A 25880-nucleotide genomic window follows, 5' to 3' on the forward strand; every position below is an offset into this window, starting at 1 on the left:
ATCCTCTTTTTTCATCAGGCCATGACCATGTCCAATCAACAACATTCCCGCCTGGGCCAGATCCTGATCAACAAGGGGCTGATTAGCGCCGCCCAACTGGACGCCGCGATCCAGGCGCAGTTGAGCAACCACAAGCGCCTGGGCGAAACCCTGATCGAGCAGGGCCTGCTGAGCGAACGGCAACTGAAGAAGGCGCTGAAGAAGCAGACCAACCTGCGCCTGGCCGCGACCCTGGTCGCCGCCCTGCTCAGTCCGTTCCAGATGGCCAGCGCCGACATCCAGCGTATGCAGCCGCCAGCGGCCATGAGCCGCCAGGAATTGCCGAAGAACCTGCGTCCGCTGACCGACGTCGAGATGAGCAACGTCAACGCCCAGGGCCTCAACGAAAGCCTCGAGGGCCTGTTCCTGAAGGCCGAGGGCGGCGACGGCCTGGCCGCGGTGAAGCAACTGGCGAAGCTGGTGATGCCGGTGCTCGACAGCCTGGAGGCGGAAACCTCGATGAGCGACGTTCGCTACGAAACCGGCAAGACGCAAAGCACGCTCAACCCCGACGGCTCGGTCAACCTGCGCCTGCCGAGCAGTATCGGCGAGGTGCGCTTCGACAATATCCGCATTGCCGGCGCGCCGCGCGAGCAGACGTTCGGCAGCGTCAGCCTGCAACAGATCGACCTGTCCCAGGCTTCCCTGAAGATCAGCCTGCGGCCCTGATCCCAACCCAGAGCCGGATCGTCCGGGGATATGGAAAAGGCACCCCTGGGTGCCTTCTTTCCGCCTGGCTCAAGCCGCCTGGCTGGCCGGGAACCCCGGCAGGACCGGAACCGGCCGCTTTTCGTCGTCGATGGCGACGAAGCTGAACAGGCCGTGTATGGCCTTCTCGCGACCGTCGGCGTACATGCTTTCCAGGTACACCTCGACCTCCACCTTGAGGCTGGTGTTGCCGACCTTGACCACCCGGCCGACCAGTTCGACGATCGAGCCCGCCGGGATCGGGTGGTTGAAGTCGATGCGATCGGTGGAGACGGTCACCAGCGGCAGGCGGCAGAAACGGGTCGCGGTGATGAACGAGACCTCGTCCATCCAGGCCAGCGCAGTTCCGCCGAACAGGGTGTTGTGGTGATTGGTGGTGGGCGGGAATACCGCCTTGGTCACACGGGTTTCGGAAAGCTCGGTGCGACGCAGGATTTCTTGCTCTCTGGGGGTCATGCCACGAATACCGGATGGAGTGGCTGCCTGGGTGCCGCGGATGTTGTACTGGTTATGCGCTGCCGTGGGCAGTAGGAAGCGCCGCCGGAAAGGCGAACGCCAGACATGAAAAAAGCAGCCCTCGGGCTGCTTTTCTCGGAGAAGAACCGGATTAGACCAGTTTTTCCTTGATGCGCGCGGCCTTGCCGGACAGGGCGCGGAGGTAGTACAGCTTGGCCTTGCGCACGTCGCCGCGACGCTTGACGCTCAGGCTGTCGACGATCGGGCTGTAGGTCTGGAAGGTACGTTCCACGCCCACGCCGTTGGAGATCTTGCGCACGGTGAAGGCGCTGTTCAGGCCACGGTTGCGCTTGGCGATGACGACGCCTTCGAAGGCCTGCAGACGCTGACGGTCGCCTTCCTTCACCTTGACCTGGACGATCACGGTGTCGCCGGGGGCGAACGCCGGGATCTCTTTGTTCATCTGTTCAGCTTCGATCTGCTGAATGATCTTGTTGGTCATGCTGTGCTCCTAAGACCGGCAATCGGCCAGCCATCGATACGTTAACTATCGTCCCGCTGACGGATGTATTCCGCCAGCAGCTTCTGCTCTTCTCCAGAAAGCGAGCGGCTATCCAGAAGATCGGCGCGTCGTTCCCAGGTCCGCCCAAGGGCCTGCTGCAAACGCCAACGCCGGATGTGTTCATGGTTGCCACTGAGCAACACTTCAGGAACACGTTTGTCCGCATACACCTCGGGTCGGGTGTAGTGCGGGCAGTCGAGCAGGCCATCCGTGAAGGAGTCCTCCTCGGCGGAATCTGCATGACCCAATGCACCGGGCAGCAACCGCGTCACTGCATCGACCAGCACCATGGCCGGCAACTCACCGCCGGACAGGACATAATCGCCGATCGACCATTCTTCATCGACGTGCTCTTCGATGAAGCGCTCGTCGATGCCTTCGTAGCGCCCGGCGATGAGGATCAACGCTTCCTCTTCGGCCAGTTCGCGTACGCCCGCCTGCGTCAGCTGGCGGCCTTGCGGCGAAAGGTAGATCACCTTCGCCTTCCTGCCCCCGGCGGCTTGCCTGGCATCCGCCAGCGCGCCCTCCAGAGGCTTGATCTTCATCACCATGCCAGGGCCACCGCCGAAGGGCCGGTCGTCCACCGTCTGGTGGCGGTCCTCGGTGTAGTCCCGTGGATTCCAGCAGGTCAGCGTGAGCAACCCCTGCTTTACCGCACGGCTGGTGATGCCATAGTCACTGATCGCGCGGAACATCTCCGGAAAGATGCTGACGACGCCCACCCACAAACGCTTGTCCATGGATGATCAGAAGTCCGCGTCCCAGTCCACCCGCATCTCGCCAGCGGCCAGGTCGATCGACAGCACGCACTGCCCGGTGTAGGGCAACAGGCGCTCGCGGTCGTCCAGGCTGCCCGCGCAGGGCTTGACCACCATGACATCGTTGGCACCGGTTTCCAGCAGATGGTCGATCACGCCGAGCAACTGCCCGCCCTGGTCGATCACCTTCAGGCCTTCCAGCTGGTGCCAGTAGTACTCACCTTCCTCGAGAGAGGGCAACTCGCTACGCGGGATGCAGATCTCGTAACCGGTGAAGGTGCGGGCCTCTTCGCGATCGTCGAGCCCCTTGAGCTTGGCGGCCAGGACCTTGCCATGCAGGCGCCCCCTGACCAGCTCGGCCTGCCGAATCTCGCCGTCGCGCCGGAGCGTCCAGCGGCGATAGTCCAGCAGGTTGTCCAACGGGTCGGTAAAGGAATACACCTTCACCTCACCGCGGATGCCGTACACCGAAACGATCTTGCCGATCACGACCAGGTCGTCGGCGGGTGTCGGCATTTCACTCATGACGGCTTAGGCGTTTGCCTTGGCAGCGTCCTTGAGCAGCTGAGCAACGCGCTCAGACGGCTGTGCACCCTGGGCGAGCCAGTAGGTTGCACGCTCCTGGTCGACGGACAGACGCACTTCGCCACCAGTCGCAACCGGGTTGAAGAAACCGATGCGCTCGACGAAGCGACCATCGCGCGCATTGCGGCTGTTGGTCACGGTCAGGTGGTAGAAGGGGCGCTTTTTGGAGCCGCCACGAGCAAGACGGATGGTTACCATGTGAACTTCGTTCCTGTAGTCGGTGCTTGCAAAATGAATGCACGCTGGGCCCACGGCCCGAAAGGCCGCATATTCTAAGGATTATCGGGGAATTTGCAAATCTCTTTTTCGGCCACCCATCGGCCGGCGCGGAGAGCGCGAGAAGCGCGCGGTCCGCCCGCCGGCCGACGGCGCGGAACCGCCGGCGTGGCCAGCGGCCGCGCGTCCGATCAAAGCTTGGGCATGCCCCCCGGGAACATGCTGCCCATGCCTCGCATCATCTTGGCCATGCCGCCCTTGGCGGTGACCTTCTTCATCATCTTCTGCATCTGCTTGTGCTGCTTGATCAGCCGGCCGACGTCCTGCACCTGGGTACCGGAGCCAAGGGCGATGCGGCGCTTGCGCGAGCCGCTGATCATTTCCGGATCGCGCCGTTCGCCGGGCGTCATCGAGTTGATGATCGCCTCCATCTGCTTGAACTGTTTCTCCGCAGCGCCCTGGGCATTGCCCATCTGCGCCAGGTTGACCCCGCCGAGCATCGGCAGCTTGTCCATGAGCCCGCCGAGGCCGCCCATGTTCTTCATCTGTTGCAACTGGTCGCGGAAGTCTTCCAGGTCGAAGCCCTTGCCCTTCTTGATCTTCTTCGCCAGCTTCTCGGCCTTGTCGCGGTCGAGGTTCTGCTCGGCCTGTTCGATCAGGCTGAGCACGTCGCCCATGCCGAGGATGCGCGAGGCCACGCGGTCGGGATGGAACGGATCGAGCGCTTCGCTCTTCTCGCCCATGCCGAGGAACTTGATCGGCTTGCCGGTGATCGCCCGCACCGACAGCGCGGCACCGCCACGCGCGTCGCCGTCGACCTTGGTCAGGACCACGCCGGTCAGCGGCAAGGCGTCATTGAAGGCCTTGGCGGTGTTGGCGGCGTCCTGCCCGGTCATGGCATCGACCACGAACAGGGTTTCCGCCGGCTTGATCGCCGCGTGCACCTGCTTGATCTCGTCCATCATGTCGGCATCGATGTGCAGGCGGCCTGCGGTATCGACGATCACCACGTCGATGAACTTCAGCCTCGCCTCGCGGATCGCCGCCTCGGCGATGGCCACCGGCTTCTGGCTGACGTCGGAAGGGAAGAAGGTTACGCCGACCTCGCCCGCCAGGGTTTCCAGCTGCTTGATCGCGGCGGGACGGTAGACGTCGGCGGAAACCACCATCACCGACTTCTTCTTGCGTTCCTTAAGGAAGCGCGCCAGCTTGCCCGCGGTGGTGGTCTTGCCCGCGCCCTGCAGGCCGGCCATCAGGATCACCGCCGGCGGCGCGACGCTCAGCGCCAGGTCCTCGTTGGCCGCCCCCATCAGTTCCTCGAGTTCGGCGCGGACGATCTTCACGAACGCCTGTCCCGGGGTCAGGCTCTTCGAGACCTCGGTGCCAACGGCGCGCTCCTTGACCTTGTTGACGAAGTCCTTGACCACCGGCAGGGCCACGTCGGCCTCGAGCAGGGCCATGCGCACTTCGCGCAGAGTGTCCTTGATGTTGTCCTCGGTCAGCTTGGCCTTGCCGGTGACATGGCGAAGCGTCTGCGAGAGGCGGTCTGTAAGGTTTTCGAACATGCGCGATCCTTCCACGGGGGTTGCGGCAAGCGGCGGATTATAACCAAGAGCGCGTCGCGGGACACGCGATGAAAGACGGAGTGTGTGTCCGGCGACGACCGGAGGCCAGCCTCAAGTCCTTGATTTGCCGATGCGTTCCGTCTTTGCCGAAGCGATTGCCGGGCCAGGAGGTCACGGCGCCCGCGGCAGGCGGTCCGCCAACCCGGCCACAGGTACGAGAGAACTGTTCGCAACGGCTTTCTCGCGACGCTCGATCTATGCCAAACTCCCTTCCTTTCGGGCCCGCGATTACAAGGACTTATGCATCCCCTGCTGCCCAGCCTCATCGCTGCTGTTCTCTATCTCGGCACCGCCGCCTACCAGGGTGCCTGTGTGTCCAAGCGCACCGCGCCGGGCAAACCCCTGCTGCTCCTGTTCGGACTCCTGGCACTGGTCGCCCACGCCTTCAGCCTCTACCAGCAATTGCTGACCCCGGCCGGCCTAGTGCTGGACTTCTTCAACGCCGCCAGCCTGATCGCCGCCGCGGTAATCCTCCTGACCCTGCTGGCGACCTTGCGGATACCGGTGGAGAACCTGCTCCTCCTTCTATTCCCGCTGGGCGCCCTCACCACCCTGCTAGCGGTACTCATCCCCCACGGCACCGTCGAGCCGATCAACGAACAACCAGGCATCCTGGCCCACATCCTGCTCTCGATCCTGGCCTACGGCCTGCTCACCATCGCGGTGTTCCAGGCGCTCTTGCTGCTGCTCCAGGATTACCGCCTCAAGCACAAGCATCCGTCCGGGCTGATCCGCAACTTCCCGCCCCTACAAACCATGGAAAGCCTGCTGTTCGGCTTCCTCTGGGGTGGCTGGTCGCTGCTTTCGCTGTCGCTGTTGTCCGGATGGCTGTTCGTCGACAACCTGTTCGCCCAGCACCTGGCGCACAAGACCATCCTGTCCTGCTTCGCCTGGGTGGTCTTCGCCGTGCTCCTCTGGGGTCGCCACCAGCTCGGCTGGCGGGGCCACAAGGCGATCCGCTGGACCCTGGCCGGTTTCTGCCTGTTGATGTTGGCGTACTTCGGCAGCAAGCTGGTGCGGGAATTCATCCTGCACATCTGATGGGCCTCCTTCATGGATGAGCTGCACCCCGGGTACCTGGTCGGCCTGCTGGTTCTCCTGGTCGCCTGCTCGGCGTTCTTTTCCTGCGTCGAGACCGCCCTGCTCAACCTCGACCGTTACCGCCTGCGCCTACAGGCCAAGCAAGGCCTGCGCGGGGCCCGGCGCAGCAGTTGGCTGCTGCTGCACGACGACCGCCTGCGCGGCACCCTGTTGTTCGGCCGCACCCTGGTCAACGTCAGCGCCGCCGCCCTGGCCAGTTGGGCCGCGCTGCGCCACTGGGGCGTCATCGGCCTGGCCGTCGCCATCCCCGGCATGACCCTGCTCCTGCTGCTGTTCGGCGCCCTGCTGCCGCGTCGCTATGGCGCCCTCCGCTCGGAACGCGTCGCCCTGCCGCTCAGCCTGCCGCTCCTGATCCTGCAGCGCCTGTGCTGGCCCCTGCTGTGGCTGCTGACCCTGCTGAGCAACGCGCTGCTGCGCCTGCTCGGCGTCGCCGCGGCGGAACAGGACGACAGCGGACGCAGCCGCGACGAAGAGGCCCTGCATCCGGCCGACAATCCCCAGGCCAGCGAGGTCAACCGGCATGACATGCTGCTCGGCCTGCTGGACCTGGAGAAGGTCACGGTCAACGACCTGATGATCCCGCGCAACGAAATCGAAGGCATCGACCTCGACGACGAACTCGAGGTCATCGTCGAGCAGTTGCGCACCACCAGCCACACCCGCCTGCCGGTCTACCGCGACGACGTCAACCAGATCGAAGGGGTCGTGCACATGCGCCAGATCGCGCGCCTGCTGACCCAGGGCCGCCTGACCAAGGAGAATCTCCGCCAGGCCTGCATGGAGCCGTATTTCGTGCCGGAAAGCACGCCGCTGTCGACCCAGCTGGTGAACTTCCAGAAGGAGAAGCGCCGTATCGGCGTGGTGGTCGACGAATATGGCGAGGTGATCGGCATCGTCACGCTGGAGGACATCCTCGAAGAGATCGTCGGCGACTTCAACGACCTCGACAGCCTCGACAACCCGGATATCCAGGCCCAGGAGGACGGCAGCTTCGTCATCGACGGCAGCGCCAACCTGCGCGAGCTGAACAAGTCGCTTGGCTGGCAATTGCCCTGCGACGGCCCGAAGACCCTCAACGGCCTGGTCACCGAAGCCCTGGAGCAGATCCCCGATTGCGCGGTGTGCCTGCGCATCGGCCCCTACTGCCTGGAAATCCAGCAGTCGGCGGAAAACCGTGTGAAAAGCGTGCGCGCCTGGCATCCCCGCGCGCTGACCCCGCTGGTCGAAAGCGACGCCAGCGTCTGATCCGGGATTGCCGAACCCGCCCCGCGGCGCTCTATAATCGACCCCAGCTTATCCAGCCCTGCCGCCGGTTCCGCCGCTACCCGCAGCCCGAGCCCCGGCCAGTCACCCGCCAGTCCCGCCTGCCCGTCCGGCCCCGATGCCGACGGTACCAGCCGGCGCACGGCGCGCAGCCCCATCCTCCCTGCGCGACCGATCTCGTCCGCCCCACCCGGGCGCCGCGCCGCCGCATCGGCGCACTGGCCATAACCATCCGGCCGCACGGAAGCACTCCGTCGTGCCCCGACTGCCAGGGACCTTCCCACCATGACCGCCGCCACCCTCGCCGCCGACGCCGCTCCGGAACCGGCCAACTCGACCACCCGGGTCGCAGTCGCCAGCTTCATCGGCACCGCCATCGAGTTCTACGATTTCTACGTCTATGCCACTGCCGCCGCCCTGGTGATCGGTCCGGTATTCTTCCCGCAGACATCCGGCACCGCGCAGATGCTCAGCGCCTTCCTCACCTTCGGCATCGCCTTCCTCGCCCGTCCGCTGGGCTCGGCGCTGTTCGGCCACTTCGGCGACCGCATCGGGCGCAAGTCGACCCTGGTCGCCTCGCTGCTGCTGATGGGGGTATCCACCACCCTGATCGGCGTCCTCCCCGGCTACGACAGCATCGGCTACTGGGCGCCGTTGCTGCTCTGCGTGCTGCGCTTCGGCCAGGGCCTCGGCCTCGGCGGCGAGTGGGGCGGCGCCGCGCTGCTGGCCACGGAGAACGCGCCGGCCGGCAAGCGCGCCTGGTTCGGCATGTTTCCCCAGCTCGGCCCGTCGATCGGCTTCCTCGCCGCCAACGGCCTGTTCCTGGCCCTGGCGATGCTGCTCAGCGAGGAGCAGTTCCGTGAGTGGGGCTGGCGGATCCCATTCCTGCTCAGCGCGGCGCTGGTCGTGGTCGGCCTCTACGTACGCCTGAAGCTGGTGGAAACCCCGGTGTTCGCCAAGGCCATGGCCAAGCACGAGAGGGTCCGCCTGCCGATCGCCGAGCTGTTCGCCCAGCACTGGCGGCCGACCCTGCTCGGCGCCCTGGCGATGGTGGTGTGTTATGCGCTGTTCTATATCTCCACGGTGTTCTCGCTGAGCTACGGGGTGGCCAGCCTCGGCTTCAGCCGCGAGGAGTTCCTTGGTCTGCTGTGCCTCGCGGTGCTCTTCATGGCCGCCGCCACGCCGCTGTCGGCCTGGCTCAGCGACCGCTTCGGACGCAAGCCGGTACTACTGCTCGGCAGCCTGGCGGCGATCGCCTCCGGCTTCGCCATGGAGCCGCTGCTCAGCCAGGGCTCGACGTTCAGCGTCGCCCTGTTCCTCTGCATCGAGCTGTTCCTGATGGGGGTCACCTTCGCCCCGATGGGCGCGCTACTGCCGGAAATATTCCCCACCCACGTGCGCTATACCGGCGCGTCGGCGGCCTACAACCTGGGCGGCATTCTCGGCGCCTCGGTGGCGCCCTATATCGCCCAGAAGCTGGTCGGCATCGGCGGCCTGGGCTGGGTCGGCGGCTACGTCTCCGCAGCGGCGCTGCTCAGCCTGCTGGCGGTGCTGTGCCTGAAGGAAACCCGCGACAACGACCTCGGCGCAGTGTCCTGAGTCTCGCTCAGGCTACCGCGACGCCGCCCTTCTCCCTCGCCGCCAACCAGTCGGCGAGGGCCCCGGCCCAGACCTGGTAGCCCAGCTGCGAAGGATGAAAGCCGTCGATGGCCAGGTAGTCCGGAAGCAGGTCCAGCGAGATCGGGCAGTAGCCGGCGCCGGTCGCGCCAGCGAGATCGCGCAGCGCCTCGTCGAGCAGCCGCCCGCGCCATCCCAGCAGGGCCCGCAGCAACCCGGGCAAGGCGGAAAAATGCCGCAGCGGCGGCACCGCGGTGCAGGTCACCTGCGCGCCGGCCGCCTGGAAGCCGTCGATCAGGGCCGCGCAGTCGGCGCGCCAGCGTTCGAGGGAGCGCAGGCTGGTGGTGTCATTGACGCCGAAGACCAGGATCACCTGGTCGAAGAAACGTCCCGCCACCTGCGGTAGCAGGCGTTCGCGCGCCTCGCCGCTGGTGATGCCGTTCTCGCCCAGCGCCTGCCAGGCCACCGGGCGGCGCAGACGCTCGCCCAGCGCCGCGGCCAGGCGGCCGGCCAGGGCGTAGTCCAGGCAACTGGCGCCGACCCCGGCCACTGTCGACTCACCGAACAACAACAAGCGCAGCGGCTCTTCGGCACCGGCCCCACCGACCAGCCCTTCGCGAGGTCCCGCCGCGGGCGCCAGGCGCAAGGCTCGGCGGCGGGTGCGGATAGCCAGCGGCACCGCCAGCGGCAGCAACGGCAGAGCCGCCGCCCACCAGGCCAGCGATGCCAGCCGGCGCATCTCAGAGTTCGACGCGAACCGCCTGGGCGGCCCGGGTCGCCTTGGCGCGAGCGGCGTCGATCGACTCGTCGCGCGCCAGGGCCACGCCCATCCGCCGCTGGCCATCCACTTCCGGCTTGCCGAACAGGCGTAGCGCCGTATCCGCCTCGCTCAGCGCGGCGCCGAGGTTGGCGAAAGCGACCTGCCGGGACTTGCCTTCCACCAGGATCACCGCCGAGGCCGACGGGCCGAGCTGGCGGATCACCGGGATCGGCAGGCCGAGGATCGCCCGCGCATGCTGCGCGAACTCGGAAAGATCCTGGGAAATCAGGGTCACCAGGCCGGTATCGTGCGGGCGCGGCGACACCTCGCTGAACCACACCTGGTCGCCCTTGACGAACAGTTCGACGCCGAACAGCCCGCGTCCGCCGAGGGCCTCGGTCACTGCCCGGGCGACCCGCTCGGACTCGGCCAGGGCCTGCGCGCTCATCGCCTGCGGCTGCCAGGACTCGTGGTAGTCGCCCTTGACCTGGCGGTGACCGATCGGCGCGCAGAAAGTGGTGCCGTCGACGTGGCGCACGGTGAGCAGGGTGATTTCGTAGTCGAAATCGATGAAGCCCTCGACGATCACCCGGCCCTTGCCGGCGCGCCCGCCTTCCTGGGCATAGTCCCAGGCCGCCTGCAGGTCGTCGGGGCCTTTCAGGACGCTCTGGCCCTTGCCCGACGAACTCATGATCGGCTTCACCACGCAGGGGTAGCCGACGCGCTCGACGCCACGGCGGTAGTCCTCGAAGGTATCGGCGAAGTGATAGGGCGAGGTCGGCAAGCCGAGTTCCTCGGCAGCCAGCCGGCGGATACCCTCGCGGTTCATGGTCAGTTGCGCGGCGCGGGCGGTGGGCACCACGGTGTAGCCTTCGGCCTCCAGCTCGACCAGGGTCGCGGTGGCGATGGCCTCGATCTCGGGCACGATGTAGTGCGGCTTCTCCTGCTCGATCACCGCGCGCAGGGCGGCGCCGTCGAGCATGCTGATCACGTGGCTGCGATGTGCCACCTGCATGGCCGGCGCGTTGCCGTAGCGATCGACGGCGATCACCTCGCAACCCAGGCGTTGCAGCTCGATGGCGACTTCCTTGCCCAGCTCGCCGGAGCCACAGAGAAGGACGCGAGTCGCGCTCGGCGACAGGGGGGTACCGATACGGGTCATGGAAGAACCTCGGAAATGAAAGAAAACGGAATCCGCTTCAGGCGGAACCGCTGACCAGCCCTTGCGCCTTGGCGCGCTCGAAACAGCGACCGAGCACCTCGCGGCGCTCGTCGTTGCTCATCAAGCCCCAGCGGGTGATCTCGGCCGCCGTGCGCTGGCAGCCGATGCAGATGTCCTGCTCGTCCAGCGCGCAGACATGCACGCAGGGCGAAGCCACCGGTCGCTCGTTCACGCCGGGTCCTCGACGAGGTCGCGGGCGTAACGGCGGGCATTGTGCACATAGTGGGCGGCGCTGGCCTCGAGCATCTTCTTCTGCGGCTCGCTCAGCTCGCGCACTACCTTGCCCGGCGAGCCCATCACCAGCGAGCCGTCGGGAATCTCCTTGCCCTCGGGAATCAACGCGTTGGCGCCGATGATGCAGTACTTGCCGATCTTCGCCCCATTGAGGATCACCGCGTTGATCCCCACCAGACTGTAGTCGCCCACGCTGCAACCATGCAGCATGGCGTTGTGGCCGACGGTGACGCCCTTGCCGAGGGTCAGCGGATAGCCCATGTCGGTGTGCATCACCGAGCCGTCCTGGACGTTGCTGTGCTCGCCGATATGGATCAGCTCGTTGTCGCCGCGCAGCACCGCGCCAAACCAGACGCTGGCGCCGGCATCCAGGCGAACCTTGCCGATCACCGCTGCGCTGGGCGCGATCCAGCTGTCGGGATGGGTTTCGACGCGGGCATCGCCCAGGCGGTATTTCATCGCGATCTCCTCATGGCCGGGGTCTGCGCCCCGTCGGTCAACTCAGTTTGATGAACGAAGCCGGCGGCGTGTGCAGGTCGATGGGGTCGTCGTACAGCAGGTTGACCAGCTCCACCACCATGATGGCCGTCAGGCCCCAGATCTTGAACTCGCCGAAGCGATAGCTGGGCACGTACCAGCTGCGGCCGAAGTAGTCGATACGGTGGGTGACCTCGCGCGGGTCGTCGCGAAAGAAACTCAGCGGCACGTTGAACACCGCGGCGATCTCGCCGTCGTTGGGCTGGTACTCGACGAAGTCGGGAATGAAGGCGACATAGGGAGTGACCTCGATGCCATGCCGCGAGACCAGGGTGCTCAGCGGCCCGACCACTTCCACCAGGCCCGGCGGCAAGGCGATCTCCTCCTCCGCCTCGCGCAGGGCGGTGCGCACCAGGTCGGCGTCTTCCGGGTCGCGCCGCCCGCCGGGGAAGGCGACCTCGCCGCCATGGGTGGACAAACCGGCGGCGCGCAGGGTCAGCACCAGCTCCGGATCGTCGCTGCGGGTGATGGGCACCAGCACGGCCGCTTGGGGGAAGCGCTGGTCGGTATCCAGTTGGCGGGGGCGGTGCGCCTCGATGCGTTGGCGCAACTCGTCGAGCGTGCAGTTCATACTGCCGGGGTTTCCGAGGTCTTGTCGTTTCCCCGAGATCATGGCACGAAAGCCCCGGCCAGCCCACCCCTCCCGCACGGGGCCTTGTCGCCTCCCGGCCAGCCGAGCAAGATAGGCCTTTCCCCGAAGAAGAACCTGGCATGAAATTCTGCAGCCTGTGCGGCGCCACGGTGGTCCAGCGCATCCCGGACGGCGACAACCGCCTGCGCTACGTCTGCGACGCCTGCCACACCGTGCACTACCAGAACCCGCGTATCGTCGCCGGCAGCCTGCCGGTGTGGGACGGCCAGGTCCTGCTCTGCCGTCGCGCCATTGCACCGCGCCTGGGCTACTGGACGCTGCCGGCCGGCTTCATGGAGAACGGCGAGACCCTCGCCCAGGCGGCGGCCCGCGAAACAGAGGAAGAAGCCAACGCGCGGATCGGCGGCCTGCAGCTCTATACCCTTTTCGACCTACCGCACATCAGCCAGGTCTACCTGTTCTTCCGCGCCGAGCTGCTCGACCTGGATTTCTCCGCCGGCGATGAAAGCCTGGAGGTGCGGCTTTTCGACGAAGCGGAGATTCCCTGGTCGGAGCTGGCTTTTCCGACCATCGGCCGTACCTTAGAATGCTACTTCAGCGACCGCCGCGAAGGCTGCTTCCCGGTGCGCAACGAAGCCATTGCACCTATGCTGGCTTCCTATAAGAAAGACTGAACGCCAAACACTCGAACACCGCCGCCGTTGCGGCTCAAGGGAATATCGGGGATTTCACTTCCATGCGCTGGTTGCTTGCTTTGCTGTGCTTGACCTTCGCCAGTCTGACCCAGGCCAATGCCGCGCCGAGCCTGGAAGGCAAGGTGGACAAGGTCCTGGTGCTCAAGTCCGAGCGAAAACTGCTGCTCCTCAACAAAGGCAACGTCCTGAAAAGCTACCGTGTCTCGCTGGGCAAGCGCCCGACCGGCCCGAAGCTGGCCGAAGGCGACAACCGCACCCCGGAAGGCTTCTACTGGATCGACTGGCGCAAGACCAGCAACAACTACAACCTCTCCATGCACATTTCCTACCCCAACGCCCGCGACGTGGCCAAGGCCCGGGAAAAGGGCCTGCCGGCCGGTGGCATGGTCATGATCCACGGCACCCCGCTGGATGACGAATACCCGGAGTGGTACTTCTCCACCCTGGACTGGACCAATGGCTGTATCGCCATGAACAACACCGACATGCGCGAAGTCTGGAGCGTGGTGAAAGACGGCACGCTGATCGAGATCCGCCCCTGACAGAACCAGGCTGATACCACTCGTCAGCCGTCAGCCACACCAGGAACGCCGCCGCGAGATTTTCCGGCGGCGTTTTCTTTTATCCGTCAAACCCTTGCATCCCTTACTCAGGCCGAGTCAATCGACGGGACGGCTGGCTGACGCGTGCGCGACGCACAACTGGCATTGACGTGGTATTCAAGTGGTATTAGTTTTCCCAGCATTACCGGGCGACAACAACACAATCCGCATCGGAACCTCTCATGAAGACAGCCCACGACCTGCTCCTGGCCCTGCGTCCCGACGAGGCGCAACCCACCCCCCTCTATCTGCAGCTGGCGCGCAATCTCGAGAGCGCGATCCATGCCGGCCAGTGGAAAGCGGAGGAGGCGCTGCCCTCCGAACGCAACCTCAGCGAAACCCTGAACATTTCCCGCGTCACCGCGCGCAAGGCCCTCGAAGTACTCTTCGAGCAGGGCCTGATCCGCCGCAACCAGGGCTCCGGCACCTTCATTACGCCGCGTCTCGAACAACCGCTGTCGCGTCTCTCCAGCTTCAGCGAGATGCTCCGCCTGAAAGGCTTCACCCCCGGCTCCACCTGGCTGGAACGCGGCATCGCCCTGCCCACCCACGACGAACTGATCCGCCTCGGCCTCTCGCCGACCGAGAAGGTCGCGCGCATGAAGCGCCTGCGCAAGGCCGACGGCACGGTGATGGCGATCGAGAACAGCACCCTGCCGGCACGCCTGCTGCCGGACCCGACAGCGGTCGGCGATTCCCTCTACGAATACCTGGACGGCATCGGTCGCCCGGTGGTCCGCGCCCTCCAGCACGTGCGCGCGATCAACGCGTCCGCGTCCGATGCCGCGCTGGTCGGCATCGCGCCGGGCACCGCGATGCTGCTGATGACCCGGATCGGCTACCTCGAGGACAACACCCCGATCGAGCTGACCGACACCTACTGCCGCAACGACTACTACGACTTCGTCGCCGAACTGCGACGCTGACCGACACGGAGCCGCCATGCTCGAAGGCAACATCCTCACCCCGCAAGGCTGGATCCTCGGCCGCCTGCACATCCAGGACGGGCGTATCCAGCGGATCGAAGGCGAGCCCTGCGATCCGGCCGGCAACGCCGATCCGTACCTGCTGCCAGGCTTCATCGACCTGCATGTGCACGGCGGCGGCGGCCGCGACATCATGGAAGGCGGCGACGCCTTCGCCACCATCGCCCGCACTCACCGGTGCTTCGGCACGACCTCGCTGCTGGCCACCACCATGACCGCACCGCGCGAGGAGATCGCCGACATCCTCAGCCAGCTCGGCGATTACTGCCGCCGCTCGCTGGAGGGCGGTTCACGGATACTCGGCGTGCACCTGGAAGGCCCCCACATCAACTCCGGCAAGCTCGGCGCGCAGCCCAACTTCGCCCATGCCGCGGTGCTCGAGGAAGTCGAGGACTACCTGCGCCGGGCGCCGATCCGGGTGATCACCATCGCCCCCGAGATCGCCGGACACCGGCCGCTGATCCGCGCCCTCGCCGAGCGCGGCGTACGCCTGCAGATCGGCCATACCCTGGGCAGCTACGAGGATGGCGTGGCCGCACTGGAGGCCGGCGCCAGCAGCTTCACCCACCTCTACAACGCGATGACCGGCCTGCACCACCGCGAACCGGGTATCGTCGGCGCGGCCCTGGCCCACGCACGCTACGCCGAGCTGATCCCCGACCTGCTGCATGTCCATCCCGGCGCCATCAGGGTGGCCTTGCGTTCGATCCCGTGCCTGTACTGCGTGACCGACTCCACCGCCGCCGCCGGCATGCCCGACGGCCAGTACAAGCTCGGCAGCCACACGGTGACCAAGTGCCTGGGCGGCGTGCGCCTGCCCGACGGCACCCTGGCCGGCAGCACCCTGACCATGGACCAGGCGCTGCGCAACCTGGTGAAGATCGGCCTGCCCCTGGCCGAAGCCTCGCAACGCCTTTCGCAATTCCCCGCCGATTACCTCGGCCTCGCCGAGCGCGGCCGCCTGGCGCCCGCAGCCTGGGCCGATGTGGTGCGCCTGGATCGCTCCCTGGAACTCGACGCCGTGATGGTGGAAGGAGAACTCGAATGACTTCGCTGATGCTCGAGGAAGCGCTCTCCGCCGCCACGGTGGCGAGCCGTCAACTGGCCGTGCTCGACGCCTGCCTGCCGGCGCTTGGCCAGCGTCTGCGGGAGGTCGATCCGAACCTGGCACTGACTGTCGCGCGCGGCAGCTCCGACCATGCCGCCAGCTACTTCGCCTACCTGGCCATGCAGCACGCCGGCTTGCCGGTGGCCTCGCTGCCCATGTCGGTGGTGACCCTGAACCGCTCGCCGCTGCGTGTCGCCGGGCAGGCCGTCTTCGCTTTCTCGCAGTCCGGGCAGAGCCCCGACCTCGTGGACAGCCTGCGCATCCTGCGCGAACGCGGCGCCCTGGGCATCGCCCTGGTGAATGCCGAGGATTCGCCGCTGGAAGCCGCCAGCGAATTCGTCGTGCCGCTCTGCGCCGGCAGCGAGCGCAGCGTCGCAGCAACCAAGAGCTTCATCGCCACGCTCAGCGCCAGCGCTCGCCTGCTCGCCCACTGGCAGCGCGACAATGCCCTGCTGGCCGCAGGCCAGGGCCTGGCGGCCGGGCTGGAGCAGGCCGCCAGGCTCGACTGGTCGCCGGCCATCGAGGTCCTGCGCGACTGCCAGCGGCTGATGGTGATCGGTCGCGGCGCCGGCTACGCCATCGCCCAGGAGGCCGCGCTGAAATTCAAGGAAACCTCGGCGATCCAGGCCGAGGCCTTCAGCAGCGCCGAGGTCCGCCATGGACCGATGGCGCTGGTCGAGGAGCGCTATCCGCTGCTGGTGTTCGCTCCCCGCGGCCCGGAGCAGGAAGGCCTGCTGGCGCTCGCCGAGGATATGCGCCAGCGCGGTGCGCAGGTATTGCTCGCCGCCCCGGACGACATCGCCGAACGCGACCTGCCGCTGCAGCGCGCCGCGCATCCGGCGCTCGATCCGATCCTGGCGATCCAGAGTTTCTACGTCATGGCCGCCGGCCTGGCCGAAGCCCGCGGCATGGACCCGGACCAGCCACGGCACCTGAGCAAAGTCACCCGAACCCACTGAGCCTGAGCGCGCGCCCATGAACAACAAGAATCTCGCCCTCAAAGCGCCCCTGAGCGGCCCCGTGATGCCGCTCAACCGAGTACCCGACCCGGTGTTTTCCAGCGGCACCCTGGGTGAAGGCATCGCCATCGACCCGCTCAACGATTGCCTGCACGCGCCCTGCGCCGGGCTGGTCAGCCACTTGGCGCGAACCCGCCACGCGCTCAGCCTGCGCGCCGACAACGGTGCCGAGCTGCTGCTGCACGTCGGCCTCGACACCGTACAGCTGCAAGGCGAAGGCTTCGAGGCGCTGGTCGAGGAAGGTGCGCGGGTGATCGAGGGCCAGCCGCTGCTGCGCTTCGACCTGGACCGCGTCGCCCGCGGCAGCCGCAGTCTGATCACGGTGATGATCCTGACCAACGGCGACGGCTTCCAGGTACGCCCGCTGACCACCAACCCGGTGGAGGTCGGCGCGCCGCTCCTGCAACTGAGTCCGGAGAAGGCCGAGCAACGTCCGGCCAATCCCGCGCCTGGCGAAGGCTCCGCGCAGCGCCAGGTCCGCGGGCGGGCGCGGGTCGCCCATCATGGCGGTCTGCACGCACGCCCGGCAGCGCTGCTACGCAAGACCGCGCAGGGCTTTTCCAGCCAGGCCGAACTGCACTTCGCCGGGCAGGTGGCCAGCGTCGACAGCCTGGTCGGCATCATGGGCCTGGGGGTCGCCGAACAGGACGAGGTAGAGGTGATCTGTCGCGGCGAAGACAGCGAGGCGGCCCTCGGCGCCCTGCTCGCGGCCCTCGCCAGCGCCACCGCGGGGGCTCCGAAGGATGCCCCGCGCGCCATCGCCCCGGGCGAGCCGGCGCGACCTGCGGCTGTCGCCGGTACCCTGGCCGGCGTCTGCGCTTCGCCCGGCCTGGCCAGCGGTCCCCTGGCGCGGCTCGGCGCCATCAGCCTGCCGGCGGATGACGGCCGGCATCGTCCCGAGGAACAGCACCTCGCCCTGGACCAGGCCCTGCAACGGGTGCGCGACGACGTACAGGGGAGCCTGCAGCAGGCCAGGCTCGGCGGCGACGAGAACGAAGCGGCGATCTTTTCCGCGCATCTCGCGCTGCTGGAAGACCCGGGTCTGCTGGACGCCGCCGACATGCTGATCGACCAGGGCGTCGGCGCCGCCCACGCCTGGCACCGGGCGATCCAGGCCCAGTGCGAGATTCTCCAGGCGCTGGGCAACCTGCTGCTGGCCGAGCGCGCCAACGACCTGCGCGACCTGGAAAAACGCGTGCTGCGGGTACTGCTCGGCGACACCGCGCCATTGCGGGTGCCTGCTGGCGCCATCGTCGCCGCCCGGGAGATCACCCCCTCCGACCTCGCGCCGCTGGTGGATGCCGGCGCGGCTGGCCTGTGCATGGCCGAAGGCGGCGCCACCTCCCACGTGGCCATCCTCGCCCGCAGCAAGGGCCTGCCGTGCCTGGTGGCGCTCGGCGCCGGGCTGCTGGAGCTGGAGGAAGGCCGGCAGGTGGTGCTGGACGCCGGCCAGGGCCGGCTGGAACTCAGCCCAGACGCTCGACGCCTGGAGCAGGTCGCCTTGCAAGTGGCGCAGCGCGAGGAACAACGCCGCCGCCAGCAGGCCGATGCGCAGCGCGAGGCGCTCACCCGCGACGGCCGGCGCATCGAGATCGGCGCCAACGTCGCCTCGCCGCGCGAGGCCGCCGAAGCCTTCGCCAACGGCGCCGACGGGGTCGGCCTGCTACGCACCGAGTTTCTCTTTCTCGAGCGCCGCGCCGCGCCCGACGAAGAGGAGCAGCGCAACGCCTACCAGGAGGTCCTGGACGCCATGGGCCAGCGCAAGGTGATCATCCGCACCATCGATGTCGGCGGCGACAAGCACCTCGACTACCTGCCGCTGCCGGTGGAAGAAAACCCTGCGCTGGGCCTGCGCGGCATCCGTCTCGGCCAGGCGCGCCCGGAACTGCTCGACCAGCAGTTGCGCGCGCTGCTGAGGGTCGAACCGCTGGAACGCTGCCGGATACTGCTGCCGATGGTCAGCGAGGTCGACGAACTGCGCGCCATCCGTGGCCGCCTCGGCGAGCTGGCCACGCAATTGGGGATCGAGCGCCTGCCCGAACTCGGGGTGATGATCGAGGTGCCCTCCGCCGCCCTGCTCGCCGATCAACTGGCCGAACACGCCGACTTCCTCTCCATCGGCACCAACGACCTGTCGCAGTACGCCCTGGCCATGGACCGTTGCCACGCCGGCCTGGCCGACCGCATCGACGCCCTCCACCCGGCGCTGCTGCGGCTGATCGCCCAGACCTGCGCCGGAGCAGCCCGTCACGGCCGCTGGGTCGGCGTCTGCGGTGCACTGGCCTCGGACCCGCTGGCGACACCGGTACTGGTCGGCCTCGGGGTCGAGGAATTGTCCGTCGGTCCGAACCTGGTCGGCGAGATCAAGACCCGGGTGCGCCAGCTCGACGCCGCCGAATGCCGCCGCCACGCCCAGGCGCTGCTGGACCTGGGCAGCGCCCGGGCGGTGCGCGACGCCTGCCTGCAACACTGGCCGCTGGCCTGACAAGAACAATCGGAGACCACCGCCATGCCCCCGTTCCTGATCGAAAGCCTGCAACGCCTGGGCCGCGCCCTGATGCTGCCGATCGCGATCCTGCCGATCGCCGGCCTGCTGCTGCGCCTGGGCGACGTCGACCTGCTCGACATTCCGCTGGTCCACGACGCCGGCAAGGCGATCTTCGCCAACCTGGCGCTGATCTTCGCCATCGGCATCGCCGTCGGTTTCGCTCGCGACAACAACGGCACCGCCGGCCTGGCCGGCGCCATCGGCTACCTGGTGATGATCTCGGTGCTCAAGGTGATCGATCCGGGCATCGACATGGGCGTGCTCTCCGGCATCATCAGCGGCCTGGTGGCTGGCGCCCTGTATAACCGCTTCAAGGACGTGAAGCTGCCGGAATACCTGGCGTTTTTCGGCGGCCGCCGCTTCGTGCCGATCGCCACCGGGATCAGCGCGGTCTGCCTGGGCCTGCTGTTCGGGGTGATCTGGCCACCGCTGCAACAGGGTATCAACGGCCTCGGCCAACTCATGCTGGAAAGCGGCAGCTTCGGCGCCTTCGCCTTCGGCGTGCTGAACCGCCTGCTGATCGTCACCGGGTTGCACCACATCCTCAACAACCTGGTGTGGTTCGTCTTCGGCAGCTTCACCGACCCGGAAACCGGGCGCGTCGTCACCGGCGACCTGGCGCGCTATTTCGCCGGCGACCCGAAGGGCGGCCAGTTCATGGCCGGGATGTTCCCGGTGATGATGTTCGGCCTGCCCGCCGCCTGCCTGGCGATGTACCGCAACGCCCGTCCGGAGCGGCGCAAGCTGATCGGCGGACTGCTCCTGTCGATGGCCTTGACCGCCTTCCTCACCGGCGTCACCGAGCCGGTGGAGTTCGCCTTCATGTTCCTCGCGCCGCTGCTCTACCTGCTGCATGCGCTGCTCACCGGCCTGTCCATGGCCCTCACCGACCTGCTCGACATCCGCCTCGGCTTCACCTTCTCCGGTGGCGCCATCGACCTCGCCCTGGGCTGGGGCCGTTCCACCCACGGCTGGATGCTCTGGCCGCTGGGCCTGCTCTATGCCGGCATCTATTACCTGGTGTTCGACTTCTGCATCCGCCGCTTCAACCTGAAGACCCCGGGCCGCGAAGACGACGCGAGCAGCGAATCGGGCGACAACACCGAAGCCGAGCGCGCCCCGGCATTCATCCGCGCCCTGGGTGGCGCAGCCAACCTCGAAGTGGTGGACGCCTGCACCACGCGCCTGCGTCTGCGCCTGGTCGACCGCGACAAGGCCTCGGACGCCCAACTCAAGGCCCTCGGTGCGATGGCCGTGGTACGTCCGGGCAAGGCCGGCAGCCTGCAGGTGGTGGTCGGCCCACAGGCCGACAGCATCGCCGACGAGATCCGCCGCGCCCTGCCCTTCGATACGCAACCGGGCGAAGCCGTACCGCCGCTGGGCAGTCCGAACACAGCCGAAGAGGTGGTGTCGATGCAGGCCACCGTCGACGCCGCCGAAGCCCAGGCCTGGCTCGGCGCCCTCGGCGGCGCCGGCAACCTGCGCGAGGTACGGGACGTCGCACTGACCCGCCTGCGGGTCAGCGTGGCGGACGAACGCAAGCTGGCCACCGAGCAACTGCGTCGTCTCGGCGGACAGGGCGTCAGTTCCCTCGCCGGCGGCATCTGCCATATCCTGGTGGGCCCCCGCGCCGCGGCCTTGAGCCAGGCCCTGCAACCGCTGCTGCGGCGCTGACGGCAGGAGGGCTGGACCTCGGCCAATCGGCGGATAACCGCCAAGCGGTTATCCGCCCTACGCCACAGCTCCCACGCTCGGGTTCGATAATCGCGAGACGGTTGTTCGCGCCACGCCACAGCCCCGGGTCGGGCTCTCCCCGTGAGGCGGATAACGAAAAGGGCGGCCACTGGCCGCCCTTCTTGCTTGTCCGAGGAAAACTCAGAAGACCATGTCGGTCAGGCGCCAGACCTCGTAGGCCGGGGTCTCATAGGGATGCGCCGCCTTCAGCGCCTTGACGCTGGCGTGGATGAGCTCGTCGGCCACCACCAGCTCCACTTTCCACTCCGCCACGTGCTCGACCTGGCCGACCTGGCCCAGGTAGGGTTGGCTACCGTCCAGGGGCCGGAACTGGCCCTGGCCAAGGGACTGCCAGCAGCAACTGTCGTACGCCCCGATGCGCCCGCCACCCGCGGCGAACACCGCTTGCTTGACGACATCCAGATGGCTCTCAGGCACATAGAAACACAGCTTGTACATCGTTTTCTCCGCACGAATCGAATGCTGCACGAGGCGGTCGGTGGTTGTGCGACTGCCGACGCCAAATAATGGCACTTTGCCTTGACATGATGAATATTTGACGCTGTCTTTACGACAGATAAGCGCAACATTTGTTCGCCCGTCACAACACCTTCGTGCGGGCGTTCACAGATTTACGTTCACCCGCGGAAACGCCGCCACCTGGCCTTCAGCCCGGAGGCGGAAGGCGCATGGCTACCGTCGCAATACGGCAGGTCGGCAGAGCGCCCGCAGCGGCACAACAGCAACAGGCGCTCGCGGGTCGCGTGGAGCGTCAGACCGTTGCGGCAGTCGGCGGGACAGTCGGGAAGCGAAGCCGAAGCCCCGCAGGTACAGAGCCGCAAGGTGTCGCCGGGAGAGACCCGGCGAACCTCGGGAAGAAGGTCGGGCGACGAGCTGGAGTCCGCATCGCCCGCCATGCCGGATCAGTCCACCCAGACCCGGGCGTTGCGGAACATGCGCAGCCAGCCGCCGTCTTCCTGCCAGTCGTCCGGGCGCCAGGAATTCTGCACGGCGCGGAACACCCGCTCGGGGTGCGGCATCATGATGGTGACCCGGCCGTCGCGGCTGCTCAGCCCGGTGATGCCGCGCGGCGACCCGTTGGGGTTGGCCGGGTAGGCTTCGGTGACCTTGCCGTGGTTGTCGACGAAACGCAGCGACACGCAGCCGGAAAGGTCGGCCTCGAGCAACGCTTCCTCCGACTCGAACTCCGCATGGCCTTCGCCATGGGCGATGGCGATCGGCAGGCGCGAACCGGCCATGCCCTGCAGGAAGATCGACGACGACTCCTGCACCTGGACCATCGCCACCCGCGCCTCGAACTGCTCGGAACGGTTGCGCACGAAGTGCGGCCAGAACTCGGTGCCGGGAATCAGCTCGTGCAGGTTGGACATCATCTGGCAGCCGTTGCAGACGCCGAGGGCGAAGCTGTCCTTGCGCGCGAAGAAGGCCTGGAAGCCGTCGCGGGCGCGGGCGTTGAAGAGGATCGACTTGGCCCAGCCCTCGCCGGCGCCGAGCACGTCGCCGTAGGAGAAGCCACCGCAGGCCACCAGGCCCTTGAAGGCGTCCAGGTCGACCCGCCCGGCGAGGATGTCGCTCATGTGCACGTCGATCGCGGCGAAGCCGGCGCGGTCGAACGCCGCGGCCATCTCCACCTGGCCGTTGACGCCCTGCTCGCGGAGGATCGCCACTTTCGGCCGCACGCCCTTCTTGATGTAGGGCGCGGCGATGTCGTCGTTGACGTCGTAGCTGAGCTTGATCGACAGCCCGGGGTTGTCTTCGTCCAGCAGCGCGTCGAACTCCTGCTCGGCGCAGTCGGCGTTGTCGCGCAGACGCTGGATCTGGTAGCTGGTCTCGCTCCAGATGCGTTGCAGGATGCGGCGCTGGGCGCTGTAGACGGTCTCGCCGTTGTAGTTCAGGTTGATCTCGTAGCCGTTGACCGGCTGGCCGATCACCGCCACGCAGTCGTCGAGACCGGCGGCGCTGAACTGCGCGAGGACTTCCGGAGTGGCGCCCTCGCGAACTTGGATCACCGCGCCCAGTTCCTCGCTGAACAACACGGCCGCCAACTCTTCGCGGCTATCGGCCAGGGCATCGAGGTTCAGCTCGACGCCGCAGTGACCGGCGAAGGCCATCTCCAGCACGCTGGTGATCAGGCCGCCGTCGGAACGGTCGTGGTAGGCGAGGATATGGCCGTCGGCATTGAGCCCCTGGATCACCGCGAAGAAGGCTTTCAGGTCCTCGGCGTCGTCGACGTCCGGCACGGCGCGGCCGAGCTTGCCGTGGACCTGGGCCAGGATCGAGCCGCCGAGACGGTTCTTGCCGCGACCGAGATCGATCAGGATCAGGTCGGTCTCGCCCTTGTCCAGGCGCAGTTGCGGGGTCAGGCTCTGGCGCACGTCGGCGACCGGGGCGAAGCCGGTGACGATCAGCGAGACCGGAGAAGTGACGCTCTTGTCCTCGCCATTGTCCTGCCAGCGGGTCTTCATGGACATCGAGTCCTTGCCCACCGGGATGGTGATGCCCAGTTCCGGGCACAGTTCCATGCCCACGGCCTTGACCGTGTCATACAGGCGCGCGTCCTCGCCGGGGTGGCCGGCGGCGGCCATCCAGTTGGCGGAAAGCTTGATGTCGGACAGCTTGCCGATACGCGCGGCAGCCAGGTTGGTGACCGTCTCGCCGATGGCCATGCGTCCGGAAGCCGGGGCGTCCAGCAGCGCCAGCGGGGTACGTTCGCCCATCGCCATGGCCTCGCCGGTGTAGACGTCGAAGCTGGTGGCGGTGACGGCGCAGTCGGCCACCGGCACCTGCCAGGGCCCGACCATCTGGTCGCGGGCCACCAGCCCGGTGATGGTGCGGTCGCCGATGGTGATCAGGAAGCTCTTGCTGGCCACGGCGGGATGGCGCAGGACGCGCTCGACGCTTTCCTGCAGCTCCAGCCCGGCGGCGTCGAAATCGTCGCCCAGCTCGGCCTCGCGGGTGACCGCGCGGTGCATGCGCGGCGCCTTGCCGAGCAGGACTTCCAGCGGCATGTCTACCGGCTTGTTGTCGAAATGGCTGTCGGCGACGGTCAGCTGGCGCTGCTCGATGGCCTCGCCGACCACCGCGAACGGGCAGCGCTCGCGCTCGCAGATGGCCTTGAAGGTCTCGAAGTCGGCGGCATCCACCGACAGCACGTAGCGCTCCTGCGACTCGTTGCACCAGATTTCCAGCGGGCTCATGCCCGGCTCGTCGTTGGGCACCGCACGCAGCTCGAAGCGACCGCCGCGGCCGCCGTCGTTGATCAGTTCCGGCAGGGCGTTGGACAGGCCGCCGGCACCGACGTCATGGATGAAGCTGATCGGGTTGCGCTCGCCGAGCTGCCAGCAGCGGTCGATCACTTCCTGGCAACGTCGCTCCATTTCCGGGTTGTCGCGCTGCACCGAGGCGAAGTCGAGGTCGGCGGAGCTGGCGCCGGTGGCCATCGAAGAGGCGGCGCCGCCGCCCAGGCCGATCAGCATGGCCGGGCCGCCAAGGACGATGAGCTTGGCGCCGACGCTGATCTCGCCCTTCTGCACGTGTTCGTCGCGAATGTTGCCCATGCCGCCGGCGAGCATGATCGGCTTGTGGTAGCCGCGCACTTCCTCGCCGTGAGGGGTAGCGATCTTCTGCTCGAAGGTACGGAAGTAGCCGGTCAGCGCCGGACGGCCGAACTCGTTGTTGAACGCGGCGCCGCCCAGCGGGCCCTCGACCATGATGTCCAGCGCGGTGACGATGCGCTCGGGCTTGCCGTAGGGCACTTCCCAGGGCTGTTCGAAACCGGGGATCTGCAGGTTGGACACGGTGAAGCCGGTCAGGCCGGCCTTCGGCTTGGCGCCGCGGCCGGTGGCGCCCTCGTCGCGGATCTCGCCGCCGGAACCGGTGGAGGCACCGGGGAACGGCGCGATGGCGGTCGGGTGGTTGTGGGTCTCCACCTTCATCAGGATCTGCACCGGCTCGCGGCTGGCGGCGTATTCGCGGGTCTGCGGATCGGGGAAGAAACGCCCGGCGACATGGCCGACGATGACCGCGGCGTTGTCCTTGTATGCGGACAGCACGCCTTCACGGTTCATCTCGTAGGTGTTCTTGATCATGCCGAACAGGCTCTTGTCCTGGGCCTGCCCGTCGATGTCCCAGCTGGCATTGAAGATCTTGTGCCGGCAATGCTCGGAGTTGGCCTGGGCGAACATCATCAGCTCGACGTCGTGCGGGTTGCGCCCCAGTTCGCCGAAGCTCTTCAGCAGGTAGTCGATCTCGTCCTCGGCCAGGGCCAGGCCCAACTCGACGTTGGCCTTCTCCAGCGCTGCGCGACCGCCGCCAAGCACGTCGACGGCGGTGAGCGGGCGGGGCTGCGCATGGCTGAACAGCTCGGCGGCGCCTTCCAGGCGGTCCAGCACCAGTTGGGTCATGCGGTCATGCAGGCGGGCGGCGACCTGTTGGGCATCGCTCTCGGAAAGTTCGCCCTGCACATAGTAGGCAATGCCGCGCTCCAGCCGGTCGATCTTCGCCAGGCCGCAGTTGCGGGCGATGTCGGAGGCCTTGCTCGACCACGGCGAGATGGTGCCGAAGCGCGGCACCACCAGGAACAGCCGGCCGCTGGGCTCCTGCACCGGCACGCTCGGGCCGTATTTCAGCAGCCGCGCCAGCACCTGCTCCTCGTCGGCGGTGAGCGCGCCGGTGACGTCGGCGAAATGCGCGAACTCAGCGTACAGCCCGGTAACGGCAGGTACGTGCTGGGTCAGTTGCTCGAGCAGTTTGCCGTGGCGGAAAGCGGAAAGGGCGGGAGCGCCGCGCAGGATCAGCATTGTCGGAACAGCCTCTGGAGACGGGAAGGTGTGGGGGCCGGCCGGGCCGGCCCGCAGAGGCCGTGCATTCTACCGTAAAGCACCGTCCGGCGG

25 protein-coding genes are annotated in these 25880 nt (G+C 67.3%); 11 read left to right on the forward strand and 14 right to left on the reverse strand.

The window, feature by feature from the left end; translation table 11 throughout:
• Positions 1–21 precede the first annotated feature (21 nt).
• Entirely contained in the window at positions 22–708 is a 687-nt protein-coding gene (locus AC4OR5_RS03860; protein WP_003092633.1) for a cyclic di-GMP-binding domain-containing protein, MshE-related, read from the forward strand.
• 69 nt (positions 709–777) lie between these two features.
• Here AC4OR5_RS03860 and AC4OR5_RS03865 read toward each other — a convergent pair whose 3' ends face one another.
• From AC4OR5_RS03865 to ffh, 6 genes are all read right to left on the reverse strand, one after another.
• Positions 778–1203 carry an acyl-CoA thioesterase gene (locus tag AC4OR5_RS03865; RefSeq protein WP_003092635.1) on the reverse strand — a complete coding sequence of 142 codons (426 nt, stop codon included), beginning with the start codon at positions 1201–1203 and terminating at the stop codon, positions 778–780.
• Positions 1204–1354: 151 nt separating this feature from the next.
• Complete coding sequence (rplS, locus tag AC4OR5_RS03870; protein ID WP_003092637.1) at positions 1355–1705, reverse strand: 50S ribosomal protein L19; 351 nt, start codon at positions 1703–1705, stop codon at positions 1355–1357.
• Between the two features lie 41 nt (positions 1706–1746).
• Complete coding sequence (trmD, locus tag AC4OR5_RS03875) at positions 1747–2505, reverse strand: tRNA (guanosine(37)-N1)-methyltransferase TrmD (protein ID WP_003119312.1); 759 nt, start codon at positions 2503–2505, stop codon at positions 1747–1749.
• A gap of 6 nt (positions 2506–2511) precedes the next feature.
• Complete coding sequence (rimM, locus tag AC4OR5_RS03880; RefSeq protein ID WP_003092640.1) at positions 2512–3039, reverse strand: ribosome maturation factor RimM; 528 nt, start codon at positions 3037–3039, stop codon at positions 2512–2514.
• Between the two features lie 15 nt (positions 3040–3054).
• Complete coding sequence (rpsP, locus tag AC4OR5_RS03885; protein WP_003109644.1) at positions 3055–3306, reverse strand: 30S ribosomal protein S16; 252 nt, start codon at positions 3304–3306, stop codon at positions 3055–3057.
• 209 nt (positions 3307–3515) lie between these two features.
• Entirely contained in the window at positions 3516–4889 is a 1374-nt protein-coding gene (gene ffh / locus AC4OR5_RS03890; RefSeq protein WP_003092645.1) for a signal recognition particle protein, read from the reverse strand.
• 300 nt (positions 4890–5189) lie between these two features.
• Between ffh and AC4OR5_RS03895 the strand changes: the two genes are divergently transcribed.
• The 3 genes from AC4OR5_RS03895 (at position 5190) to AC4OR5_RS03905 (ending at position 8912) form a co-directional block, all read left to right on the forward strand.
• On the forward strand, positions 5190–5990 hold the full coding sequence (locus AC4OR5_RS03895) for a cytochrome C assembly family protein (RefSeq protein WP_003092649.1): 801 nt from the start codon (positions 5190–5192) through the stop codon (positions 5988–5990).
• A gap of 12 nt (positions 5991–6002) precedes the next feature.
• Positions 6003–7295 carry an HlyC/CorC family transporter gene (locus AC4OR5_RS03900; protein ID WP_003111904.1) on the forward strand — a complete coding sequence of 431 codons (1293 nt, stop codon included), beginning with the start codon at positions 6003–6005 and terminating at the stop codon, positions 7293–7295.
• 303 nt (positions 7296–7598) lie between these two features.
• Positions 7599–8912 (forward strand): MFS transporter, encoded by a 1314-nt coding sequence (locus tag AC4OR5_RS03905; RefSeq protein ID WP_058160185.1) that lies wholly within the window; start codon positions 7599–7601, stop codon positions 8910–8912.
• Positions 8913–8919: 7 nt separating this feature from the next.
• Here the strand turns inward: AC4OR5_RS03905 and AC4OR5_RS03910 are convergent, their stop codons facing one another.
• The 5 genes from AC4OR5_RS03910 to AC4OR5_RS03930 are packed head-to-tail and all read right to left on the reverse strand — an operon-like array spanning position 8920 to position 12254.
• A complete protein-coding gene (locus AC4OR5_RS03910) occupies positions 8920–9669 on the reverse strand; it encodes an SGNH/GDSL hydrolase family protein (RefSeq protein ID WP_058160184.1) in 750 nt (249 codons plus the stop codon).
• Between the two features lies 1 nt (position 9670).
• Entirely contained in the window at positions 9671–10852 is a 1182-nt protein-coding gene (purT, locus tag AC4OR5_RS03915; protein ID WP_116271230.1) for a formate-dependent phosphoribosylglycinamide formyltransferase, read from the reverse strand.
• Between the two features lie 37 nt (positions 10853–10889).
• Positions 10890–11084: a DUF1289 domain-containing protein gene (locus tag AC4OR5_RS03920; RefSeq protein WP_003092660.1), complete on the reverse strand. Its 195-nt coding sequence runs from the start codon at positions 11082–11084 to the stop codon at positions 10890–10892.
• Entirely contained in the window at positions 11081–11605 is a 525-nt protein-coding gene (locus AC4OR5_RS03925; RefSeq protein WP_003092662.1) for a gamma carbonic anhydrase family protein, read from the reverse strand. Before AC4OR5_RS03925 ends, AC4OR5_RS03920 begins: the two co-directional genes overlap by 4 nt.
• A gap of 37 nt (positions 11606–11642) precedes the next feature.
• Positions 11643–12254, reverse strand: a complete 612-nt coding sequence (locus AC4OR5_RS03930) for a CoA pyrophosphatase (protein WP_003092664.1) — start codon at positions 12252–12254, stop codon at positions 11643–11645.
• 140 nt (positions 12255–12394) lie between these two features.
• Here AC4OR5_RS03930 and AC4OR5_RS03935 point away from each other — a divergent pair, with 140 nt between their 5' ends.
• From AC4OR5_RS03935 to nagE, 7 genes are all read left to right on the forward strand, one after another.
• Positions 12395–12949, forward strand: coding sequence for an NUDIX hydrolase (locus AC4OR5_RS03935; protein ID WP_021265187.1), 555 nt, complete (start codon positions 12395–12397; stop codon positions 12947–12949).
• 62 nt (positions 12950–13011) lie between these two features.
• Positions 13012–13512, forward strand: a complete 501-nt coding sequence (locus AC4OR5_RS03940) for a L,D-transpeptidase family protein (RefSeq protein ID WP_491952825.1) — start codon at positions 13012–13014, stop codon at positions 13510–13512.
• Between the two features lie 242 nt (positions 13513–13754).
• Positions 13755–14498, forward strand: a complete 744-nt coding sequence (locus tag AC4OR5_RS03945) for a GntR family transcriptional regulator (RefSeq protein ID WP_003092669.1) — start codon at positions 13755–13757, stop codon at positions 14496–14498.
• A gap of 16 nt (positions 14499–14514) precedes the next feature.
• The gene (gene nagA / locus AC4OR5_RS03950) at positions 14515–15606 is read left to right on the forward strand and encodes an N-acetylglucosamine-6-phosphate deacetylase (protein WP_058160183.1); all 1092 of its coding nucleotides are present in this window, start codon (positions 14515–14517) and stop codon (positions 15604–15606) included.
• Positions 15603–16625 carry an SIS domain-containing protein gene (locus AC4OR5_RS03955; protein ID WP_034006345.1) on the forward strand — a complete coding sequence of 341 codons (1023 nt, stop codon included), beginning with the start codon at positions 15603–15605 and terminating at the stop codon, positions 16623–16625. The genes nagA and AC4OR5_RS03955 overlap by 4 nt, the downstream gene beginning before the upstream one ends.
• Positions 16626–16641: 16 nt before the next feature.
• Positions 16642–19170, forward strand: a complete 2529-nt coding sequence (gene ptsP, locus AC4OR5_RS03960) for a phosphoenolpyruvate--protein phosphotransferase (RefSeq protein WP_003129848.1) — start codon at positions 16642–16644, stop codon at positions 19168–19170.
• Between the two features lie 24 nt (positions 19171–19194).
• Positions 19195–20907, forward strand: a complete 1713-nt coding sequence (gene nagE / locus AC4OR5_RS03965; protein WP_003112082.1) for an N-acetylglucosamine-specific PTS transporter subunit IIBC — start codon at positions 19195–19197, stop codon at positions 20905–20907.
• A gap of 201 nt (positions 20908–21108) precedes the next feature.
• Here the strand turns inward: nagE and AC4OR5_RS03970 are convergent, their stop codons facing one another.
• From AC4OR5_RS03970 to purL, 3 genes are all read right to left on the reverse strand, one after another.
• On the reverse strand, positions 21109–21426 hold the full coding sequence (locus AC4OR5_RS03970; protein ID WP_003092679.1) for a YqfO family protein: 318 nt from the start codon (positions 21424–21426) through the stop codon (positions 21109–21111).
• A gap of 179 nt (positions 21427–21605) precedes the next feature.
• Positions 21606–21884 (reverse strand): CDGSH iron-sulfur domain-containing protein, encoded by a 279-nt coding sequence (locus tag AC4OR5_RS03975; protein ID WP_003158782.1) that lies wholly within the window; start codon positions 21882–21884, stop codon positions 21606–21608.
• Positions 21885–21890: 6 nt separating this feature from the next.
• Positions 21891–25787, reverse strand: coding sequence for a phosphoribosylformylglycinamidine synthase (purL, locus tag AC4OR5_RS03980; protein WP_003137917.1), 3897 nt, complete (start codon positions 25785–25787; stop codon positions 21891–21893).
• Between the last annotated feature and the right edge of the window lie 93 nt (positions 25788–25880).

The organism is Pseudomonas sp. YA1, from assembly GCF_058680555.1.

What these genes read in the sequence shown, in the direction of transcription:
- AC4OR5_RS03955 (WP_034006345.1), top strand. Translation starts at nt 15,603, where the DNA reads ATGACTTCGCTGATGCTCGAGGAAGCGCTCTCCGCCGCCACGGTGGCG.
- AC4OR5_RS03895 (WP_003092649.1), top strand. Translation starts at nt 5,190, where the DNA reads ATGCATCCCCTGCTGCCCAGCCTCATCGCTGCTGTTCTCTATCTCGGC.
- purT (WP_116271230.1), bottom strand. Translation starts at nt 10,852, where the DNA reads ATGACCCGTATCGGTACCCCCCTGTCGCCGAGCGCGACTCGCGTCCTT.
- AC4OR5_RS03940 (WP_491952825.1), top strand. Translation starts at nt 13,012, where the DNA reads ATGCGCTGGTTGCTTGCTTTGCTGTGCTTGACCTTCGCCAGTCTGACC.
- AC4OR5_RS03860 (WP_003092633.1), top strand. Translation starts at nt 22, where the DNA reads ATGACCATGTCCAATCAACAACATTCCCGCCTGGGCCAGATCCTGATC.
- AC4OR5_RS03905 (WP_058160185.1), top strand. Translation starts at nt 7,599, where the DNA reads ATGACCGCCGCCACCCTCGCCGCCGACGCCGCTCCGGAACCGGCCAAC.
- rplS (WP_003092637.1), bottom strand. Translation starts at nt 1,705, where the DNA reads ATGACCAACAAGATCATTCAGCAGATCGAAGCTGAACAGATGAACAAA.
- AC4OR5_RS03945 (WP_003092669.1), top strand. Translation starts at nt 13,755, where the DNA reads ATGAAGACAGCCCACGACCTGCTCCTGGCCCTGCGTCCCGACGAGGCG.
- nagA (WP_058160183.1), top strand. Translation starts at nt 14,515, where the DNA reads ATGCTCGAAGGCAACATCCTCACCCCGCAAGGCTGGATCCTCGGCCGC.
- rimM (WP_003092640.1), bottom strand. Translation starts at nt 3,039, where the DNA reads ATGCCGACACCCGCCGACGACCTGGTCGTGATCGGCAAGATCGTTTCG.
- AC4OR5_RS03970 (WP_003092679.1), bottom strand. Translation starts at nt 21,426, where the DNA reads ATGTACAAGCTGTGTTTCTATGTGCCTGAGAGCCATCTGGATGTCGTC.
- rpsP (WP_003109644.1), bottom strand. Translation starts at nt 3,306, where the DNA reads ATGGTAACCATCCGTCTTGCTCGTGGCGGCTCCAAAAAGCGCCCCTTC.
- AC4OR5_RS03900 (WP_003111904.1), top strand. Translation starts at nt 6,003, where the DNA reads ATGGATGAGCTGCACCCCGGGTACCTGGTCGGCCTGCTGGTTCTCCTG.
- ptsP (WP_003129848.1), top strand. Translation starts at nt 16,642, where the DNA reads ATGAACAACAAGAATCTCGCCCTCAAAGCGCCCCTGAGCGGCCCCGTG.
- nagE (WP_003112082.1), top strand. Translation starts at nt 19,195, where the DNA reads ATGCCCCCGTTCCTGATCGAAAGCCTGCAACGCCTGGGCCGCGCCCTG.
- AC4OR5_RS03925 (WP_003092662.1), bottom strand. Translation starts at nt 11,605, where the DNA reads ATGAAATACCGCCTGGGCGATGCCCGCGTCGAAACCCATCCCGACAGC.
- ffh (WP_003092645.1), bottom strand. Translation starts at nt 4,889, where the DNA reads ATGTTCGAAAACCTTACAGACCGCCTCTCGCAGACGCTTCGCCATGTC.
- AC4OR5_RS03910 (WP_058160184.1), bottom strand. Translation starts at nt 9,669, where the DNA reads ATGCGCCGGCTGGCATCGCTGGCCTGGTGGGCGGCGGCTCTGCCGTTG.
- trmD (WP_003119312.1), bottom strand. Translation starts at nt 2,505, where the DNA reads ATGGACAAGCGTTTGTGGGTGGGCGTCGTCAGCATCTTTCCGGAGATG.
- AC4OR5_RS03975 (WP_003158782.1), bottom strand. Translation starts at nt 21,884, where the DNA reads ATGGCGGGCGATGCGGACTCCAGCTCGTCGCCCGACCTTCTTCCCGAG.
- purL (WP_003137917.1), bottom strand. Translation starts at nt 25,787, where the DNA reads ATGCTGATCCTGCGCGGCGCTCCCGCCCTTTCCGCTTTCCGCCACGGC.
- AC4OR5_RS03865 (WP_003092635.1), bottom strand. Translation starts at nt 1,203, where the DNA reads ATGACCCCCAGAGAGCAAGAAATCCTGCGTCGCACCGAGCTTTCCGAA.
- AC4OR5_RS03935 (WP_021265187.1), top strand. Translation starts at nt 12,395, where the DNA reads ATGAAATTCTGCAGCCTGTGCGGCGCCACGGTGGTCCAGCGCATCCCG.
- AC4OR5_RS03930 (WP_003092664.1), bottom strand. Translation starts at nt 12,254, where the DNA reads ATGAACTGCACGCTCGACGAGTTGCGCCAACGCATCGAGGCGCACCGC.